Consider the following 16,130-nt stretch of genomic DNA (forward strand, 5'->3'; position numbering starts at 1 on the left):
AGATCAGGCGCGCTCTACATCAGAAGTGCCTTGGCCGGCATCCACAGGCCCATCAGCAGCATGATCAGGTTCTCGCTCAGGGAAACGAAGCCCAGGGGAACGTTGCTGTTGCCGCCGACGCAGGCGCACTTGAGTTCGCGCTTGTCGATGTAGACCGCCTTGAACACCGAAATGGCCCCCACGGTACCGATGAACAGGGCCACAGGCGCGGCGATCCAGATCAGGCTGCCTGCCAGCATCAGTATGCCGGCCAGTGTTTCGGCGTAGGGGTAGATGTAGCCGTAGCGTACATCGCGTTGGGCCAGCAGGTCGTAGTTCAGGAACATGGTGCTGAAGCTTTCCACGTCCTGCAGTTTCTGCAGGCCCAGCAGAACCATGGCCGAGGCGACGGCGAACTCGATGGTGCGCACTGAGACCAGCGACTGGCCGGACACCCAGCCCACCGCCAGGCCGATCAGCAGGGCCGTGGCGAAGATGGCGATGACAGGACGGTAGCTGACTTCCTTGTCGCCGGGCACGCTCATGCCGAGGTAGCGGCGCAGTTCCTCGTAGCCGCCGATGCGCTCGTCGCCGATGTACACCTGGGGTGTGGTGTCCACGTCGGCTTCCTGCTTGAAGCGGTCGATGGCTTCACGTGATGTCAGGGTGTGGTCGTCGACCTGGTAGCCCTTGCGCTTGAGCAGCGACAAGGTCTTGAGGCCGAAGGGGCAGAGGTGATCCGCGGTCTTCATGCGATAGAGGCGGGCAGTGCTGGATGAGGCCCGCTGCGCCGGGCTTGCTGTGTTCGTGCTCATTTCCTCTCCCTGTGGTGGTTGAGAAAAGCCCAGACAGGCCAGGGTGGTGGCCCCTGAAGCTTCCGTCACTACTATGCAAGTTCGAGCATCTTCACCACAGACTAAAACCCTTGTGCAGCACAAGGGTCAAGGCGATAAGGACGTCTGCTGGTCAGTCCTGGACAACCTGCGCAGGGGGATCCAGGTGGCGGGATATATCGGCTCGGGACCGGGCGATAGCGCGATCGACGAGCGTGGGGGCGATGGCGTTGATCAGCGCGAACAGGCGCTCCTTGCCGCCGAGGACGGCGCGACGCTGGCCTCTTGTCAGCTGCTTGATGATGGCATCTGCCACGCGCTCGGGGCTGTCCACGGTATTGCCCAGGGCCTCGTTCATGGCCTCGGCGTCGGGGCCGTTCATGGCGGTCCGGGTGGCGCGGGGGGCCAGGTACTGCACCCGGACCGAGGTGTCTTCGAGCTCCCGGGACAGCGCTTCGGCGAAGCCCTTGAGGCCGGCCTTGCTGGCGCAGTAGGCGATATAGCCCGGGTGGCCGATATGCCCCAGCAGTGAGCCCACGAACAGCAGGTTGGCGCTGGGTTGGCCGAGAAACAAAGGCAGCAGGGCCTGGGTCAGCAGCAGGGTCGAGCTCAGATTGGTATCGAGCACCCGGATGACGTCGTCTGGCGAGGTTTCGCGAAACCAGCCGAGATGATTGATGCCGGCCAGGTGGACCAGCGTCGAAGGGCGCTGCTCGGGTGCTGCCTGACTTAGCTGGTCGAGTAGCCGCTGGCGGCCCATCGCGGTGGTCAGATCGACGCCAGCGACGAGGGTGTGTCTCGAGGCAGCCTTGCCAAGCTCGCCCGCCAGGGCGCTGAGCTTGCCCTCATCACGCCCTGCCAGCCACAGGCTGGCGCCTTCGGCGTCAAGCCGCTTCACCAGCGCCGAGCCGATGCCGCCAGTGGCGCCGGTCACCAGAATCCTGCGCTCGCTCAGTGATGGCATGAGTTTGCCTCCAGCGCTTCGTCCGTCCAGTGCTCGGCGTCTCGCAGGGCGGCGTCATGGACCGCGCCATAGAGGCGATAGAAGGCGCGGGCCGAATGGACGATCTGGGCCTGCTCCTCGGTGTCGGTGATGGTGTCCATCAGTTCGGCGAAGAAGGCCATATGGGAGATGTCCAGTTCGCCGTGGGAAAACAGGTAGTGGAAGGCGTCATCGGTCAGGCCCAGACTATCGCGGATGGCCCTGCCGGCGGCGCTGGCCGCCGAGGTGCTGGTACCCTCGAGCACCAGTACCATGCCGAACATGGCCAGCGGATGGCGCCGTCTGATGCTGTCGTAGGCGTAGGACACCATCCATTCCGTCTCGAACAGCGGTGGGCGTGAACGCGCGTGGTGCCGATCGACGCCGGTGGACTCGAGGTCATCGAGTATCCAATGTTCGTGGCCCTTTTCCTCGTCGATGTACTCGGCGATGGCCATGCGCAGGTTGTCGCGCAGCACGAAGTTCGGAGCGGACAACTCGGCGCCGCAGGCCATCATCAGTGAGACGGTGTGACGCACATGGTGATAGGCCTGGGCGAGAAAGGCGCGATATTCGGGCAGCGTGATCTTGCCGCCCTGGGCGCGCCCGATCAGTTCCCCTCCCATCAAGGCTTGGCGTTCGTCTTCGGTGGCAGCGAGCAGGTGGCGGTAGAAACCGTCGGGCTTGCCGTTGTCGACAGGTGGCGAGGTGACGATCGGGGTATCGGTCAGCGTGTTCATGGGGGTGGGGGTTCCTGTGGGTATGAAGGGAGGCCGTCGGCGGCGGAGGAAAGCGCTGCTGACACCTGCTCATGGCCGGGGAAGGTTCTGGCGACAAGCCGCTCGATGTCGCAGCGACGGCGGAGCTGAATGCTGGCCCGGCGCAGGCGTCCGTTGGCGGTCAGTTCGTTGCTGGCGATCGAAAGCGGCTCGGCGACGCCTGGCAGTTGCCGCATCAACGACTGCCAGCCGCGGACCCTGGCGTAGTCGGGCAGGCGCTGATTGAGCGCGGCGATGTGGGCTTCCAGGAGGGGGGGCTGGATAGCGGCTGAAGGGCAAAGGAGTGCCAGCACCCCCGGCAAGCCTTCGCCGAAGACGAAGGCACGATCGATACCGTCGATAAGCTCGAGCTCCGCCTCGAGCCACTCGGGACAGAGATTGCGTCCGTTCGACAGGATGATGACGTTGCGCTGACGCCCGTCCAGGCGCCAATGACCGTCCGCCAGGCGGTGACCGAGATCTCCGCTGGGCCAGGGCATCTCGGTTGATGGAACCTGATGATCGGACGCCAGATAGCCCAGCATGCGACGACCGTGGACCAGCAGTTGCCCCTGCTCATCGGTGCTCAGGCGCAATCCCTTGAGGGGGCACCCCACACGGCCATCCTGGGGCTCGTCCGGGCGGCTTAGACAGACCACCGAGCCCATCTCGGACATGCCGTAGCCTTGGGCGACAGGGAGTCCCAACTGGGTTGCCTGTTCGAGCAGGCTGCGGGGCACCTGGCCCCCGCCCACGGCGACTAGCGACAACACCTGTTGCCACCCGTTTGCCGCAGAATGATGTGAGGCCAGGTGAGTTAGCGCCTTGAGCAGCCCCGGTACCAGAATCAGGCTGTCGGGTCGGCGCTTGGCCAGCCAGCGTTGCCACTGGTCGGGGGCTAGCGTACCGCTGCCATGTAGCCCGGTAAGATCGGGCGTATCGATAACGATCGTGGCTCCTCGCCAGAGCGCGAAGAGTGCGCCGGCCAGATGTTCGAGCAGCACCGCCATGGGCAGCACCACGCCGTGACGATGGAGGGGAACACCTGCAAGGCGCTGTTCCAGTCCTTCAATGACCGACTCGAGATGAGGCCCGGACAGGCAGACCCCCTTGGGGGTGCCGGTGGTGCCGGAGGTAAAGGTGATCAGTCGCGTTCCGTCCGGTAGTGGTGCGGGCGTCGAGGGGCGCCGGAACAAGGCGATGGACAGGCCGGCCGGAGCGTCGAGTGGCTGGCGCTTGAAGTCGTTTGCGCGGGCAGACGGCAGCCAGGCGTCCAGCGGGCTGTCCTGCGCGATCAGAAGCCCGTCCAGCCCGGTGGTGTCGAGCAGATGGTTGATCTGTTGTTCGCTGAAAAACGCAGGAATCGGGGTGATTGGCAGGCCAGCCCGCCAGGCAGCGAGCTGGGCGACCAGCCAGCCAGGAGAGTTGTGACCCAGCAGGCCCAGGTGAGAAACGCCCGGCTGCTCGAGTTGGTGCGCGACAGCTTCGATGGCTTCCTCAAGTTGCCGGGCGGTAAGGCGGATGTCGGCGCCATCCGGGGATTGCCCGATCAGGCTCTCCACATCCGGCGACAGCCTCGCCCTTTGGCGCAGGCGCTGGTGTAGCCTATCCATGGGGCATGTCCCCGGCCGCCGAGCAGGCGTGGACATGGGGTAGCGCCGGTACGGGATCTGCCGCCTCCGGGGCAAGCTGTGCTGCGCCGGCGAGCAGCAAAGCGCCGAGCGGAGTGGCGCGCATGCTGTTGGCCACCTCGAGGGGGCGAATCACCACGACCCTGGGGTCCCGCTCGTAATACCGTCCCCAGTCCACAGGGTTGTCCAGGCAGTGGCGATGGGCGCGACCGATCGTGTGCATCTCGATGCCGAGTCGGGCGAGGCCGTTGCGCACGTCCCTGGACGCCGTCACCACCAGCCAGTCGATGCCCAGTCGCTCGAGCACCACCACCAGCGACAGCATCAGCCGTCGGCCGGCGCCTGGCGATGCGCTGGCCAGGGCGCCGACCTCCATGACCTGGTGGCGCGGCGGCGCAAGGTCGCAGAGGCCACGAGTGGCGAGCACCATCTCGACAGGTGCCTCGAGGTAGTGTTCCACCATGAGAGGGCCTTCATCGGCACGCCTGAGTCCTGTGGTGGCGACGAGCGCGCCATGGGGGTCTCGCAGTGTCAGCAAGCGCTGGTAGGGGTTGCTGATGGAGGCATTGTGATGGAAACGATAGACGTCGGAGATGAAGGCGTTTGCCTCGCCCAGCCGCTCCGGGGACGCCCAGCACAGTCCCGAGGGCATGTCCGGCTCGGGAGCATCCGTGTGGGCTGTCGTCTTCGAGGCCGATGCTGCGATTGCCGGGGCCATGTCATCGCGTCCTTGAAAGAGGAGTTGATGGCAAGGCTAGGCTGCCTAGCTTAGCGAAAACTTAACGTTCGCAGATGACTAACCCGCAGCGGGCAGGGCAGGCCGATGGGGGCGCAACAGATGGTGCTAGGCTGATCCTGCAGGGTCCGGTAACGGAGGTAACCATGTGCGGCCGTTTCGCCTGTTACACACCTTTTGCTCAGCTGGCGGCGCTGATGCGCTTGCCGGTGGCGCCGCGCCTGCCCGAGCAGGAGCCGCAACCTCGCTACAACGTCGCGCCAGGCACCTGGATCACGTCCCTCGCCATGGAGGGGGAGGGCGTACCTTCCTTTGCCTCGATGTGGTGGGGCTATCGACCCCACTGGGCCCAGGCCGGGTCGCCGGAGCCGATTAACGCCACCGTGGAGAAGGTCGCCACCTCGCGCTATTTTCGTGGGGCCTTTGCCCGCCATCGCTGCCTGGTGCCGGCGGACGGCTGGTACGAGTGGCTGCCGGGCGAGACCGGCAAGCAGCCCTATTTTTTATGTCGTGAAGATCGCGCGCCGCTGTGGCTGGCGGCAATCTTCAGTGAAAGGGCTGACGGCAGGCCGGGCCTTGCCATCCTTACCGAACCTGCCCGGGGCTGCGCGAGTCAGGTGCACGCCCGGATGCCGCTGGCGCTGGACGACGGCAGCCTTGAACCCTGGCTCGATCCTGCCCTGAGTGATCGCCACGTCATGCGCCAGACGGTGCGGCATCTACCCGCTGGCGCCTTCGAGGCATGGCCGGTCTCGACCAGGGTCAATCGGGCGGGAGAGGAAGGAAGTGACTTGATGCAAGCCGTCCAGGCACCGGGCTGACCGTCGGGTCTGAAGCGCCCATCTGCATGCCCTGGCTGCGGTGATGTTCCAGGTGCTGCGCGGCTTGTCCGTCCCGCGCCGATGGGCTAAGGTCGAAGGCGCATGGCACGGGGTGTCTCGCACGATAGCGGGGCTGAGAAACACCCGTCGAACCTGATCCAGTTCATACCGGCGAAGGGATGTCAGCGCAGTCGTCAGTCCAGGGGTCGGCGTGCGTTCCTCGCCTCGACCAAGGACCCGCCAGATGACCTTTTCCGACGCCTCACCCGCTACCTCCGCAAGCCCGCCCGCGCTTCCCATTTGCCGCCAGCTGGTCGTCGTCACCGGCGCCGGACGTGGCCTCGGCGTCAGCCTGGCGCGCAGTTTCCTCGAGCAGGGCGCGCGGGTGGTGGTCAACTATCGACGCAGCGAAGAGGGCGCCAACGCGCTGGTAGCCGACTATCCCGAGCAAGCCTTGGCAGTGGCCGCCGACGTCTGTGATCGCAGCGCCGTCGATGCCATGTTCGCGCGTGCCCGCGAGCACTTCGGCGCACCGGTCACCACCTTGATCAACAATGCGCTGCCGGACTTCGCTTTCAACGGCGACGCCCGTCCCGGTCCCGACGAGCTGACCTGGGAGCACCTCGATCATCAGCTTCAGGGCGTCGCCCGGGGAGCACTGAACACGGTGCAGGCGTCGCTTGCCGGCATGCGTGAGGCCGGCTTTGGTCGCATCGTCAATATCGGTACCAACCTGTTCCAGAACCCGGTGGTGCCCTACCACGACTACACCGCCGCCAAGGCGGCGCTGCTGTCGCTGACGCGCACCCTGGCCCACGATCTGGGCCCGGACAACATCACCGTGAACATGATCTCCGGCGGCCTGTTGCGCACCACCGATGCCTCCCGCGCCACGCCGGAGGCGGTGTTCGATCTGATCGCCGCCAGCACACCGCTGCGACGGGTGACCACGCCGCAAGAGTTTGCCGACGCCGCGCTGCTGTTCGCCTCGCCCTGGTCGCGGGCGGTCACCGGCCAGAACCTGGTGGTCGACGGCGGACTGGTGAAGGACTGATGGCCAGCATGCACCTCAATCTGTTCATCATGGGCTGTGGCCACCACAAGGCGGCCTGGCGTCATCCCCGTTCCAGCGTCGAGCGCCTGGCCGATATCCGCTACTACGAGGAGCTGGCGCGGCTCGCCGAGCGGGGTCGCTTCGATGCGGTGTTCTTCGCCGATGGTCACGCCGTGGGCAGCGTCGCCGACGGCCCGCTGTGGACCCTGGAGCCACTGACCATGCTGGCGGCCATGGCGCGGGCCACCGAACACATCGGGCTGATCTCGACCGTCTCCAGCACCTTCTATACGCCGTTTCATGCTGCGCGCATGCTGGCCTCGCTGGACCATATCTCCGGCGGACGCCTGGGCTGGAACCTGGTGACCTCGATGTTCGACAGCGAGGCGCGCAACCATGGGCTCGAGGCCATGCCAAGCCACGCCGAGCGCTATGCCCGGGCGGAGGAATTCGCCAATACCGTGCTGGCGCTGTGGGACTCCTGGAGTGACGACGCCCTGGTGAGGGACCGCCAGGGCGATTACGTCGACGCCAGCCGGGTCGGTCCCATCCATCATCACGGCGAGCACTTTCTGGTGGATGGCCCGCTGACGGTGCCGCGTCCGCCCCAGGGCCACCCGGTGCTGTTCCAGGCAGGCGCCTCGGATCAGGGCCGTGACCTGGCCGCGCGCTACGCCGAGGCCATCTACGCGGTGGCCTACGATCTGCCCTCCGCCCAGGCCTACTACAGCGACCTTCAGGCCCGGGTAAAGGCCGCTGGCAGACCGAAGGTCGCGATCATGCCGGGGCTGGTCACCTACGTCGGCTCCACCGAAGAGGAGGCCAGACGCAAGCAGCGGGAGCTCGACGAACTGTTGCCGGTGGACAGCTCACGGCGCCAGTTGAGTCAGTTCATCGGCCAGGACGTGAGCGACTGGGAGCTCGACGCCCCGGTGCCCGAGTTGCCGCCACTGGAGGCCTTCAGCGGGCCCAAGGGGCGCTACGCCACGATTCTGCGGATCATCGAGAGCGAACGACCGACGCTGCGCCAGTTGCTGGGACGGCTCGCCGCCGGTGGCGGCCACTGCACCATGGTCGGCACCCCGGAGCGTATCGCCGACGAGATGCAGCGCTGGGTCGAGCAGGGCGGGGCGGACGGCTTCAACCTGATGCCGCCGTCGCTGCCGGACAGCATCGAGGACGTGGTCGAACAGGTCGTGCCCGAACTGCAGCGTCGCGGGCTGTTTCGAAGCGAGTACCTGGGCCGCACCCTGCGCGACCACCTGGGGCTGGCGCGTCGCGAGCGCTGATGAGCCGGAACTGCCAGGGCCCCTGATCGCCAGGCCTTGAAACGACAACAGCGGGACGCGTCAGCACGTCCCGCTGTTTTTTATCACGCCTTGCCAGGCTGTCAGCGTGGCGGTGTCAGCTCTGGAAGCGCCGTACCAGGCTGCCCATGCGGGTGAAGTCATAGTCCTGGCGGGATGGCAGCAGCTTCATCAGCACCAGCGAGACCAGCACCGGCACGAAGGCCGCCAGCAGGAAGGATTCCAGCAGGGTGGCGGTACCGCCGCTGGGGGACGGGAACATCGCCAGCCCGGCGACCAGACCTGCAGCGGTGCTGAGGACCGCGTTGCGCCCGTCGTAGCGGCGATTGAACAGACCGAAGAACACCGGGAAGGCCGCCGCCGAGCACAGCAGGTCCGCCAGCAGGAACAGATAGAGCACGCTGTAGCCCTGGGCTGCCACCCAGGTCACCGGCACCGCTGCGGCGACGATCAGCCAGCGTGCCAGGCGCATCAGGGTGGCTTCGCTGGCCTGGGGCAGCAGCCGGTGCATGTCGACGGCGATGATGCTGGAGGTGGCGTTGACGGTGGTGTCGGCGCTGCTCATCACCAGGGCCAGACCCAGCGGAATCAAGGCCAGGGCGAACCACAGCGGCACCTCGGACAGCAGCACGCTGAACAGCGCCACCGAGCCGTCTCCCTCGAGCCCGAGGCCGACGAACGCCAGGCCGAACAGGCCCATCAGCACGATCACCGGAAAGTTGAACAGCCCTGCGATCCAGAAGCCCCGCCGCAACACCTTGCTGTCCCGGGCGGCGTAGATGCGCTGCCAGGTGCCCTGGTAGAACAGGCCGGTCAGCATCACCGCGATAAAGAACGTCAGGCCGGCACGCAGGCCACCGGCATCGGTGACATCCAGCAACTGGGGCGCACGTTCCTGCAGGCCCTCGAGCGTCGGCGCGACGCCGCCGGCGGCCTGCCAGCCGAACACCAGCAGCAGCGCCAGCAACGGCAGGATCACCAGCATCTGTACCTTGTCGGTGAAGATGGTGGTGCGCAGGCCGCCGTAGAAGGTGTAGAGCAGGGTCGCGATCATCACTACGCAGGCGGTCAGCCACAGCGGGATCGGCGCCAGCAGGGTGACCATATGGGCGATTGCGGTGAGGCCTGCCGCCAGCGAGATGAACAGATAGAACAGCATGATCGTCAGGGTGAAGGCGTACATGGTGCGCCCGTAGCGATGGATCACGAACTCGGTGAGGCCGTGGCCTTCGGGGATCAGCTCACGCATGCGTCGTCCCAGCGGGATCATCACCAGGCGCGGGACCATGGAACCCAGCGCATAGCCCAGTACCGCGCCGATGCCGCCCCAGGTGGCCGCCTGGGCGGGGCCGAACAGGATCCAGGTGCCCAGGGTGGTGGCCACCAGGGTCAACACCGTGGCGCGGGTGTTCTGGCTGTTGCGAGCCGAGATGTAGTCATCCAGGCCGCCCTGACGACGTCGGGCATAGATCAGGCCGGGGATGGCAAAGATGGCGGCGCACAGCAGAAGCCACAGCGCCGTCCAGGTGGGATCGAGCATCATCGAAAGAAGACCTCTTTCTTGTCGTTGTCCGCAGGGACCGGTGGACAGGCGGGACGAGCGGCGGACAGGAAGAAAGAGGAGATAACGCAACCATCCTTCCCTTCGCCGGCATGACCCGGATCAGGTTCAAAGGGTTACCGCGTGATGCGGAATCTCAGCCGTCAGGCTCCCCCAGGAATGCGCACAGCGTAGGACCGCCTCCGATGGCTGTCAATTGGCGCTTTGGCCGCAGCGACGGGGCGTCAGACGGTGGGCGAGGTGCGCAGGCTGTGCCAGCCATCGTAAAGCCAGTTCGCCGCTCGGCGTGGATCGATTTCAGCCATCGCCAGATAGCCATGACAGCAGGCCTCGCGGCTCGCTCGGGCAATGGTCGAGGCGTCGGTGGCGTCCATCACCAGGGTGCGTCGGTGCCCGCCGCCGCCGCGCAGGAAGGGGGCCGCGGGAGCGCGCTGGAACTCGACGCCTGCCGGCAGGGGTGCTGTCGAGTGATGCGTGTCGGGGTAGTCTGGGGCGCACAGGATGACCTCGAAACCGAGCCGTTGCCCCTGGCGCGCCAGGTCGGCATTGACCGGGGAGTGGCCGGTCAGTACCAGACGCAAGGCCGGCTGGATCAGCACCTCGACGACGTCGTCGCCGATCTGGACCAGCGGACTGGTTGGTGTGGGTCGCTGCAGGTTCATGGACGTACTGCCCAGGCTGACGCGGCGAATCAGCGATGGCTGGCCGGCGAGCGTTGCATGGATGACCTCCAGGTGCACCAGGGTCTCGCTGCTCGGTGACAGGCGCTCGACCAGACAGGGGGTGCCATCGTTGGCGTTGTTGTCGATATTGACCAGGCAGGCGCCGCCGTCCCGGGCCTGGGTCAGCAAGATGGGCTGTCCGGCGTACCTGGGGCCATCGGCATCGCTGGTGACGCTCAGGTGGGGGAAGGCGGGAGCAGGGGTGTCCAGGCGCGTGCACAGCCAGCTGGTATCCCCGCGATTGGCCAGCGTCAGGGCGTGTTCGATGGCGACAAGGTCCTGGTGGTTCATGGGCAGCTCCCGCGGCGGTGTCGGCGACGCCAGCATAACGTGGAAGCGGGCAAGCGAAATAATCCGGCATCTATAAGCATCTTTTCATAGGCTAGAGAAGACGGCACGCGAGCCGCCAGGGTATTGACCTGCTGCCGGTCCAGGGCAGGGCTTACGCAAGGAGATGTCCTCATGGAGCGTTTTGCCTGGGTGGAAGAGGCATTGGTGTCGTCCGGAACGGTGCTGGTACGCCTGACGCCGGAGTTGCAGGTGCACGACGTGGTCGGTGATGCCGTGCGCGTGCTGGGCGAGCCTGGAGACGTCTGGATCGGGCGGGGGCTGGCAGAGCTGCCTGGCGAGGCCGCGGCAGTAGCTGAAGCCTGGGTCTCCCGGGGTGCCGCTCACGTTGCCAAGCCTTCGATGCCGCTGGAACTGGGCGATGGTAGCTGCTGTCGCCTGGCCGATGGTGGGCTGGTGCTGCGACTGTCGGCTCGGCAGAAGGCAAGCCGCGGTGTCATCGCGCGGATGGCCGACCACCTGCCGGTGATGGTGGCCTACGTCGACCGCGACTTCTGCTTCCGTTTCAACAATCGTGCCTACCTCGACTTCATCGGCCTGCCTGCCGAGGCGCTGATGGGGCAGCCGGTGTCTTCGGTGCTCGATGCAGACTCCTACGCCAAGATCCGGCCACGTTTCGATCTGGCGCTGGCGGGGCAGGAGGTCAGCTACGAGGATTCCCTGGTGCTCCAGGATGGTCGCCAGATCTACTTCAAGGTCCACTATCTGCCGGACCTGGTGGAAGATGAGGTGATGGGCTTCTACGCCATCATCCAGGACGTCTCCGAGTATCGCTCGATGATCCAGCTGTTGCGGGATGTCCATACCGGGGTAAATCGCACCGATATTGGAGTATCAGAGATCGTCGACATGCTGCTGCGTGACGCCTTGAGCTACCTGAAGCTGGATATCGCGCTGGTCAGTCAGGTCGAGGGGGAGCGTTACACGGTGCGCTGGGCGGCCTCGGATAATGCGCCAGTAGGGGCCGGCGATAGCTTTGCACTGGGTGACACCTACTGTCGGCTGACCCTCGACGCCGATGACGTCTTCCATACCCACCGCGCCGGGCAGGACGAGCGAGTCAAGGGCCACCCCTGCTACGAGAACTTTCAGCTGGAGACCTATATCGGTGCACCGCTGCGGATCCAGGGCAAGGTATGGGGAACCCTGAACTTCTCCAGTCCGTCGGTGCGCCGGCACGCCTTCAGCGAGGTCGACATCGAGTTGGTCCGGCTACTGGTCGGGGCCGTCGAACGTGTCATTTCCAACGAGATGGAGGTCGAGCGTATTCGCCTCGAACGTGATCAACTGGAAGACCAGGCGATGACCGATGCCTTGACCGGACTCCCCAATCGAAGCCAGCTGGATCGCCACGTCACCCGCCTGATCGAGGAATGCGACAGTGGCGGGATGGTGTTTTCGCTGGCCGCGGTCGATATCGACTTCTTCAAGCAGGTCAATGATGGTTTCGGTCACGCGGCCGGTGACCAGGTGCTCACCTGGCTGGCGCAAACAGTAGCCAACTGCCTGCGTGATGGCGATCTGGTGGCGCGCACCGGCGGCGAGGAATTCGTGGTGGTCATGCGGCGCACCGCCTTGCCCGAGGCGATCAAGGCGGCCGAGCGGGTGCGTCGCGCGGTGGAAGGGGGGGAAATCACCCTGTCGGATGGACAGACGATTCGCATCACCATCAGCATCGGCGTCAGCCAGTATCGCAAGGGGGAGGGGTTTGCACCGCTGTTCGAGCGCGCCGACCGGCGCCTGTACAGCGCCAAGCGTAGTGGTCGCAACCGCATTGCCAGCCTGAATGAATAGCGCCCAGGTGTCGCCAGGTGCGGCGTTGTCATCGCTGACGTAGGACTTTGCTCGTTCTTTCGGTCTAGTCTGAAAGGATCAGTGTGGGTGGTTGGGTAATCTCAGGTGGCTGGGCTGAGGTGACAGCGGCTGCCAGGCCTTGAAGCAATCTGCTTGGCGCATGACTGCCGCCGCTCCCGTGTACCTGAAGATGGTCTCTTGTCCCGCGTAATTTCGGAACTTTCCAGGTTTCAATGTGTTACCCGATTCCCTTCGGTGGCGGAATGCGATAGCGAGTATGAACTTTCTCATCTTTTGCGATGTAGTTTCCTACTGCGTCGATACTGCGTTGATCATGTTGCCTGCAAAAGAGTAGATGGGAGCTGTGTTCCTACAAAAGATGTGGGTAATATCGTACATCCGTTGTTAATAAAATATTACAAAGCAGTTGCGCAATGCCGGTGTTTGTCCCACCGGTGCGCAGGGGAAAAATCATCATGCATCTCAACAAGCTTGCGTTCGGCCTGGCGTTGGGCGGGTGGGCGTGCCTGCTTGCTCCGTCCGTGCTGGCAGAAAGTCTGCTGGAACTTCACGAGCTCGCGGTGGACAGCGATCCTCAGTTTCAGGCCGACTTTCATGGTAAGCAGGCCACCGATGAGCGTTACTATCAGGCGCGCTCAGCGCTGCTGCCGCAGATCAATGTCAATGTCGAGCGCAGCGAGATCTCCCAGGACATCGTCAGTACCGACAACGAGGTCTACGGCAGCGGCAGCACGTCCTACCCGACCACCGTCTACGGTGTCTCGCTCGAGCAGTCGATCTATGACTATTCCCGCTGGGCGGCCTTTGGCCAGGCCAAGCTGGAGATCCAGCAGGCCGCGTCCGAGCTCGAGGTCTCGCGCCAGGATCTCTACCTGCGGGTGGCCGAACGCTACTTTGCGGTACTCGCCCTTTCGGAAAACCTGAGTTTCCTGCAGGCCGAAAAGAAGCAGGTCCAGACCAATCTCGAGCAGGTCAGGGCGCGTTTCGAGGACGGTTTGATTCGCGAGATCGACCTGCTCGACGCCCAGGCGCGCTTTCTGCAGGTCGAGGCGCGCGAGCTGGACGTGGCCAACCGTCTGCGCGATGCCCTCAATGCCCTGGCCGAGGTCAGCGGCGTGCGTCCGGTGGAGCTTAGCCTGGTCGATGAGGACCTGACGCTGGCGAGCCCAGAACCGTCGTCAGTCGAGGCCTGGATCGAGCTGGCGATGCAGCGCAATCCTCGTCTATCAGCCGCACGGCTGGCGGTGGAAGTGGCCAATCAGCAGGTCAAGGTGAGTCGCGGTGGTCACTATCCGACCCTCGATCTGAGTCTCGACTACGACAATGACGAGACCGAGGGCTCATTGTTCGGCGGCGGCAGCGAGGTCGAGACCCAGACCATTCGGGTCGGCCTCGATGTGCCGGTCTACAGCGGTGGGCGAGTGTCGTCGGAGGTGCGCGAAGGGACCCGTCTGATCGAGGCAGGGCAGGCTCGACTCGAACAGGTGCGGCGAGAAATCGACCGCGAGATACGTGCGGCTTTCGAGGGTATCGTCACCGCCATGTCCCGGGTCAGGGCGCTCAGCGAGTCCTTGACCGCCAACCAGCGCATCGTCGAATACCGCCAGGTGGCCTATGAATCCGGTGTCATGCCGGTGCTCGAACTGCTCGACGCCGAGCGCGATCTGTTCTTCGCCCGCAGCGAACTTGCCAGTGCGCGCTACGACTACCTGATCAGCGTGCTGCGGCTGAAGCATGCCGCCGGCGTCATCAATGGCGAAGACCTGGCGGAGATCGACGCCCATATGAATGACCGGATGGACCTCCTTGCCTTCCAGCACTGAACCCCGGGCCTTCGCCGAGCGTCAGGCGTTGATCGAGTCCTGGCTCGATAGCCTCGCGCGTCCCTACAGTGCCGAGCGCTCGGTCAAGTGCGCTCCCGCCCGCTGGGCTCCTCAGCGCAGGCTCTACAGTGTGCCGCTCGAGGGCGTTGACGCCGACGATCTTGCGGTGCGCCTCGAGGGGTTGCTGGAGTCGCTGGCGCTGGCGCCTGGCGACCGGAGGGCCTTTGTCGCCGGACTGTCGACGCAGACGATGGCGCACTATCTGCATCTCGGGCTGGAGGAGGCGACCACCAAGGTGTACTGGGAAGCGCCGCTGCCGGACAAGGCTCTGGCGGGGCGTCGCTTCCCGCTGTACCAGGCGTGGAAGTGGCGCCCTGGCGTCGACGCCAGTGTCTCCGACTATGTCCTGCTCGAGAGCGCCGAGGCGGTGCGCCATGCAATGGCGAGCACGCTTGCGGCGATGCCCCCGCTCGTCGGCGACCTGATCGAACAGCTCGAGGTCAGCCATGCGCTGGCACGAAAGCCCTGGCCACCGTTGACCGTGAGGATCGAGGAACGGCGCCAGGGCCGCGATACCGGTCGTGATTCCCTCAATCTGCATCTACATCCGGCCGAGATACGTCTGGGCGAACTGGCGGGCCTTTTGTTGTCGCTGGCTCGCGAGTGGCGCTGTACGTCGCGCGCACAGGCGATCGAGTGGATTGCCGCCCACGGCGACAAGCCGCTGAGCAACCTTTCTCTGGGGTTCGATGCGAAAGGCGAACCCTTCGTGACCTTCTACCACGGGGTGACACTGGTCTCCCCGACTTCCACCGGCGCGCTGGCCGCGCAACGACGCTGACGTCCAGGCCCAGGGACGACACTCAAGTACTAGAGGACGATTTCATGGCGACTCAACTTCTGATCTATCGCAACGTTCAGCCGATCACCCGCGACAAGCATGGCGAGCTGTCGCTCAAGGTCGGCAAGGACTTCGGCTTTGCCAGCGGGGTGAACTCGGTGCCGCTGATGGCGGCCGAATTTCCGACCGCCGCCACCGACCTGCCGATCGTCTTCACCAAGGCCGACGACGGGGTGCTGCCGGTCGCCGTGCTGGGACTCGAGCAGGACCAGAATCTGCTGGTGGACCGTGAAGGCCAGTGGCGCGGTGAGTACGTGCCGGCCTTCTTCCGCCGCTATCCCTTCGTGTTTGCCTCCGCCGATAACGACAAGACCTTCACCCTTTGCATCGATGATGACTACGAAGGGCTCAACCGTGACGGTCGCGGCGAGCGCTTCTTCGACGCCGACGGTGAGCAGACCCAGTACCTGGGCAAGGTACTGGACTTCCTTCAGGACTATCAGGCGCACTTCCAGCGCACCCGCGCCTTCTGCGCCCGTCTGGTCGAGCTCGACCTGCTCGAGTCGGTCGAGGCCCAGATTCGCTTGCCGGAAGGTGGTCAGCGCACCCTGACCGGCTTCCAGGCGGTCAACCGTCAGAAGCTCAAGGCGCTGCCCGAGGACAGCCTCAAGGCGCTGCTGGACAGTGACGAGCTGGAGCTGCTCTACGTCCACCTGCAGTCGCTGCGCAATCTCAATCGACTGAGCCGTCAGGCGCAGGGTGGTTCGCGGCTGGGTGCTCTGGCCAAGGGCGACCCCGCCGAGGAGGCGGTCGCGTCCGACGCCGAACAGGACACTCCCGTTCACTGATCGACCGAGATCAGGGGGCGTATCGTCGCCGCGATGCGCCTCTTGACGTTTTTCGCCACCGGAGTCCCCCC

Annotated in this window: 14 protein-coding genes and 2 riboswitches; of the genes, 7 read left to right on the forward strand and 7 right to left on the reverse strand. The window is 65.1% G+C overall.

Annotated features, from left to right (window positions below; all coding sequences use genetic code 11):
- Window positions 1-14 precede the first annotated feature (14 nt).
- The 5 genes from NFH98_RS06670 to NFH98_RS06690 all read right to left on the reverse strand — a co-directional run bounded on the left by NFH98_RS06670 (window position 15) and on the right by NFH98_RS06690 (window position 4,901).
- Complete coding sequence (locus tag NFH98_RS06670; protein ID WP_197037071.1) at window positions 15-794, reverse strand: glutaredoxin family protein; 780 nt, start codon at window positions 792-794, stop codon at window positions 15-17.
- 151 nt (window positions 795-945) lie between these two features.
- On the reverse strand, window positions 946-1,776 hold the full coding sequence (locus NFH98_RS06675; RefSeq protein ID WP_348827829.1) for an SDR family oxidoreductase: 831 nt from the start codon (window positions 1,774-1,776) through the stop codon (window positions 946-948).
- Window positions 1,764-2,534 carry an iron-containing redox enzyme family protein gene (locus NFH98_RS06680; protein ID WP_108131729.1) on the reverse strand — a complete coding sequence of 257 codons (771 nt, stop codon included), beginning with the start codon at window positions 2,532-2,534 and terminating at the stop codon, window positions 1,764-1,766. The genes NFH98_RS06675 and NFH98_RS06680 overlap by 13 nt, the downstream gene beginning before the upstream one ends.
- Window positions 2,531-4,165: an AMP-binding protein gene (locus NFH98_RS06685; protein WP_349622368.1), complete on the reverse strand. Its 1,635-nt coding sequence runs from the start codon at window positions 4,163-4,165 to the stop codon at window positions 2,531-2,533. Before NFH98_RS06685 ends, NFH98_RS06680 begins: the two co-directional genes overlap by 4 nt.
- Window positions 4,158-4,901 (reverse strand): thermostable hemolysin, encoded by a 744-nt coding sequence (locus NFH98_RS06690; RefSeq protein WP_349622369.1) that lies wholly within the window; start codon window positions 4,899-4,901, stop codon window positions 4,158-4,160. Before NFH98_RS06690 ends, NFH98_RS06685 begins: the two co-directional genes overlap by 8 nt.
- Before the next feature lie 164 nt (window positions 4,902-5,065).
- Between NFH98_RS06690 and NFH98_RS06695 the strand changes: the two genes are divergently transcribed.
- The 3 genes from NFH98_RS06695 to NFH98_RS06705 all read left to right on the forward strand — a co-directional run bounded on the left by NFH98_RS06695 (window position 5,066) and on the right by NFH98_RS06705 (window position 8,083).
- The gene (locus NFH98_RS06695) at window positions 5,066-5,740 is read left to right on the forward strand and encodes an SOS response-associated peptidase (protein ID WP_306169112.1); all 675 of its coding nucleotides are present in this window, start codon (window positions 5,066-5,068) and stop codon (window positions 5,738-5,740) included.
- A gap of 98 nt (window positions 5,741-5,838) precedes the next feature.
- Window positions 5,839-5,937, forward strand: a riboswitch (TPP riboswitch).
- Between the two features lie 47 nt (window positions 5,938-5,984).
- Window positions 5,985-6,794, forward strand: a complete 810-nt coding sequence (locus tag NFH98_RS06700; protein ID WP_349622370.1) for a 3-oxoacyl-ACP reductase — start codon at window positions 5,985-5,987, stop codon at window positions 6,792-6,794.
- Window positions 6,794-8,083, forward strand: a complete 1,290-nt coding sequence (locus NFH98_RS06705) for an LLM class flavin-dependent oxidoreductase (RefSeq protein ID WP_349622371.1) — start codon at window positions 6,794-6,796, stop codon at window positions 8,081-8,083. Before NFH98_RS06700 ends, NFH98_RS06705 begins: the two co-directional genes overlap by 1 nt.
- Before the next feature lie 115 nt (window positions 8,084-8,198).
- On the opposite strand, the gene NFH98_RS06710 is transcribed toward NFH98_RS06705, so the two are convergent.
- Window positions 8,199-9,644, reverse strand: coding sequence for a sodium:solute symporter family protein (locus NFH98_RS06710; protein ID WP_108449909.1), 1,446 nt, complete (start codon window positions 9,642-9,644; stop codon window positions 8,199-8,201).
- An 80-nt stretch (window positions 9,645-9,724) separates the two neighbouring features.
- Window positions 9,725-9,827, reverse strand: a riboswitch (TPP riboswitch).
- 59 nt (window positions 9,828-9,886) lie between these two features.
- Complete coding sequence (locus NFH98_RS06715; protein ID WP_349622372.1) at window positions 9,887-10,675, reverse strand: hypothetical protein; 789 nt, start codon at window positions 10,673-10,675, stop codon at window positions 9,887-9,889.
- Window positions 10,676-10,846: 171 nt separating this feature from the next.
- On the opposite strand from NFH98_RS06715, the gene NFH98_RS06720 reads away from it, so the two are divergent.
- The 4 genes from NFH98_RS06720 (at window position 10,847) to NFH98_RS06735 (ending at window position 16,059) form a co-directional block, all read left to right on the forward strand.
- On the forward strand, window positions 10,847-12,526 hold the full coding sequence (locus tag NFH98_RS06720) for a sensor domain-containing diguanylate cyclase (protein ID WP_349622373.1): 1,680 nt from the start codon (window positions 10,847-10,849) through the stop codon (window positions 12,524-12,526).
- A 476-nt stretch (window positions 12,527-13,002) separates the two neighbouring features.
- Window positions 13,003-14,370 carry a TolC family outer membrane protein gene (locus NFH98_RS06725; RefSeq protein WP_349622374.1) on the forward strand — a complete coding sequence of 456 codons (1,368 nt, stop codon included), beginning with the start codon at window positions 13,003-13,005 and terminating at the stop codon, window positions 14,368-14,370.
- Entirely contained in the window at window positions 14,354-15,211 is an 858-nt protein-coding gene (locus tag NFH98_RS06730; protein WP_349622375.1) for a hypothetical protein, read from the forward strand. Before NFH98_RS06725 ends, NFH98_RS06730 begins: the two co-directional genes overlap by 17 nt.
- Before the next feature lie 44 nt (window positions 15,212-15,255).
- A complete protein-coding gene (locus tag NFH98_RS06735) occupies window positions 15,256-16,059 on the forward strand; it encodes a SapC family protein (protein WP_045994636.1) in 804 nt (267 codons plus the stop codon).
- Window positions 16,060-16,130: the final 71 nt, after the last annotated feature.

Origin of the sequence: Halomonas sp. H33-56 (assembly GCF_040147035.1) — a bacterium.
Classification (GTDB): domain Bacteria; phylum Pseudomonadota; class Gammaproteobacteria; order Pseudomonadales; family Halomonadaceae; genus Halomonas; species Halomonas litopenaei.

Excerpts from the sequence above, each read along its gene's own strand:
- NFH98_RS06670 (WP_197037071.1), bottom strand. The coding sequence starts at position 794 with ATGAGCACGAACACAGCAAGCCCGGCGCAGCGGGCCTCATCCAGCACT.
- NFH98_RS06675 (WP_348827829.1), bottom strand. The coding sequence starts at position 1,776 with ATGCCATCACTGAGCGAGCGCAGGATTCTGGTGACCGGCGCCACTGGC.
- NFH98_RS06680 (WP_108131729.1), bottom strand. The coding sequence starts at position 2,534 with ATGAACACGCTGACCGATACCCCGATCGTCACCTCGCCACCTGTCGAC.
- NFH98_RS06685 (WP_349622368.1), bottom strand. The coding sequence starts at position 4,165 with ATGGATAGGCTACACCAGCGCCTGCGCCAAAGGGCGAGGCTGTCGCCG.
- NFH98_RS06690 (WP_349622369.1), bottom strand. The coding sequence starts at position 4,901 with ATGGCCCCGGCAATCGCAGCATCGGCCTCGAAGACGACAGCCCACACG.
- NFH98_RS06695 (WP_306169112.1), top strand. The coding sequence starts at position 5,066 with ATGTGCGGCCGTTTCGCCTGTTACACACCTTTTGCTCAGCTGGCGGCG.
- NFH98_RS06700 (WP_349622370.1), top strand. The coding sequence starts at position 5,985 with ATGACCTTTTCCGACGCCTCACCCGCTACCTCCGCAAGCCCGCCCGCG.
- NFH98_RS06705 (WP_349622371.1), top strand. The coding sequence starts at position 6,794 with ATGGCCAGCATGCACCTCAATCTGTTCATCATGGGCTGTGGCCACCAC.
- NFH98_RS06710 (WP_108449909.1), bottom strand. The coding sequence starts at position 9,644 with ATGATGCTCGATCCCACCTGGACGGCGCTGTGGCTTCTGCTGTGCGCC.
- NFH98_RS06715 (WP_349622372.1), bottom strand. The coding sequence starts at position 10,675 with ATGAACCACCAGGACCTTGTCGCCATCGAACACGCCCTGACGCTGGCC.
- NFH98_RS06720 (WP_349622373.1), top strand. The coding sequence starts at position 10,847 with ATGGAGCGTTTTGCCTGGGTGGAAGAGGCATTGGTGTCGTCCGGAACG.
- NFH98_RS06725 (WP_349622374.1), top strand. The coding sequence starts at position 13,003 with ATGCATCTCAACAAGCTTGCGTTCGGCCTGGCGTTGGGCGGGTGGGCG.
- NFH98_RS06735 (WP_045994636.1), top strand. The coding sequence starts at position 15,256 with ATGGCGACTCAACTTCTGATCTATCGCAACGTTCAGCCGATCACCCGC.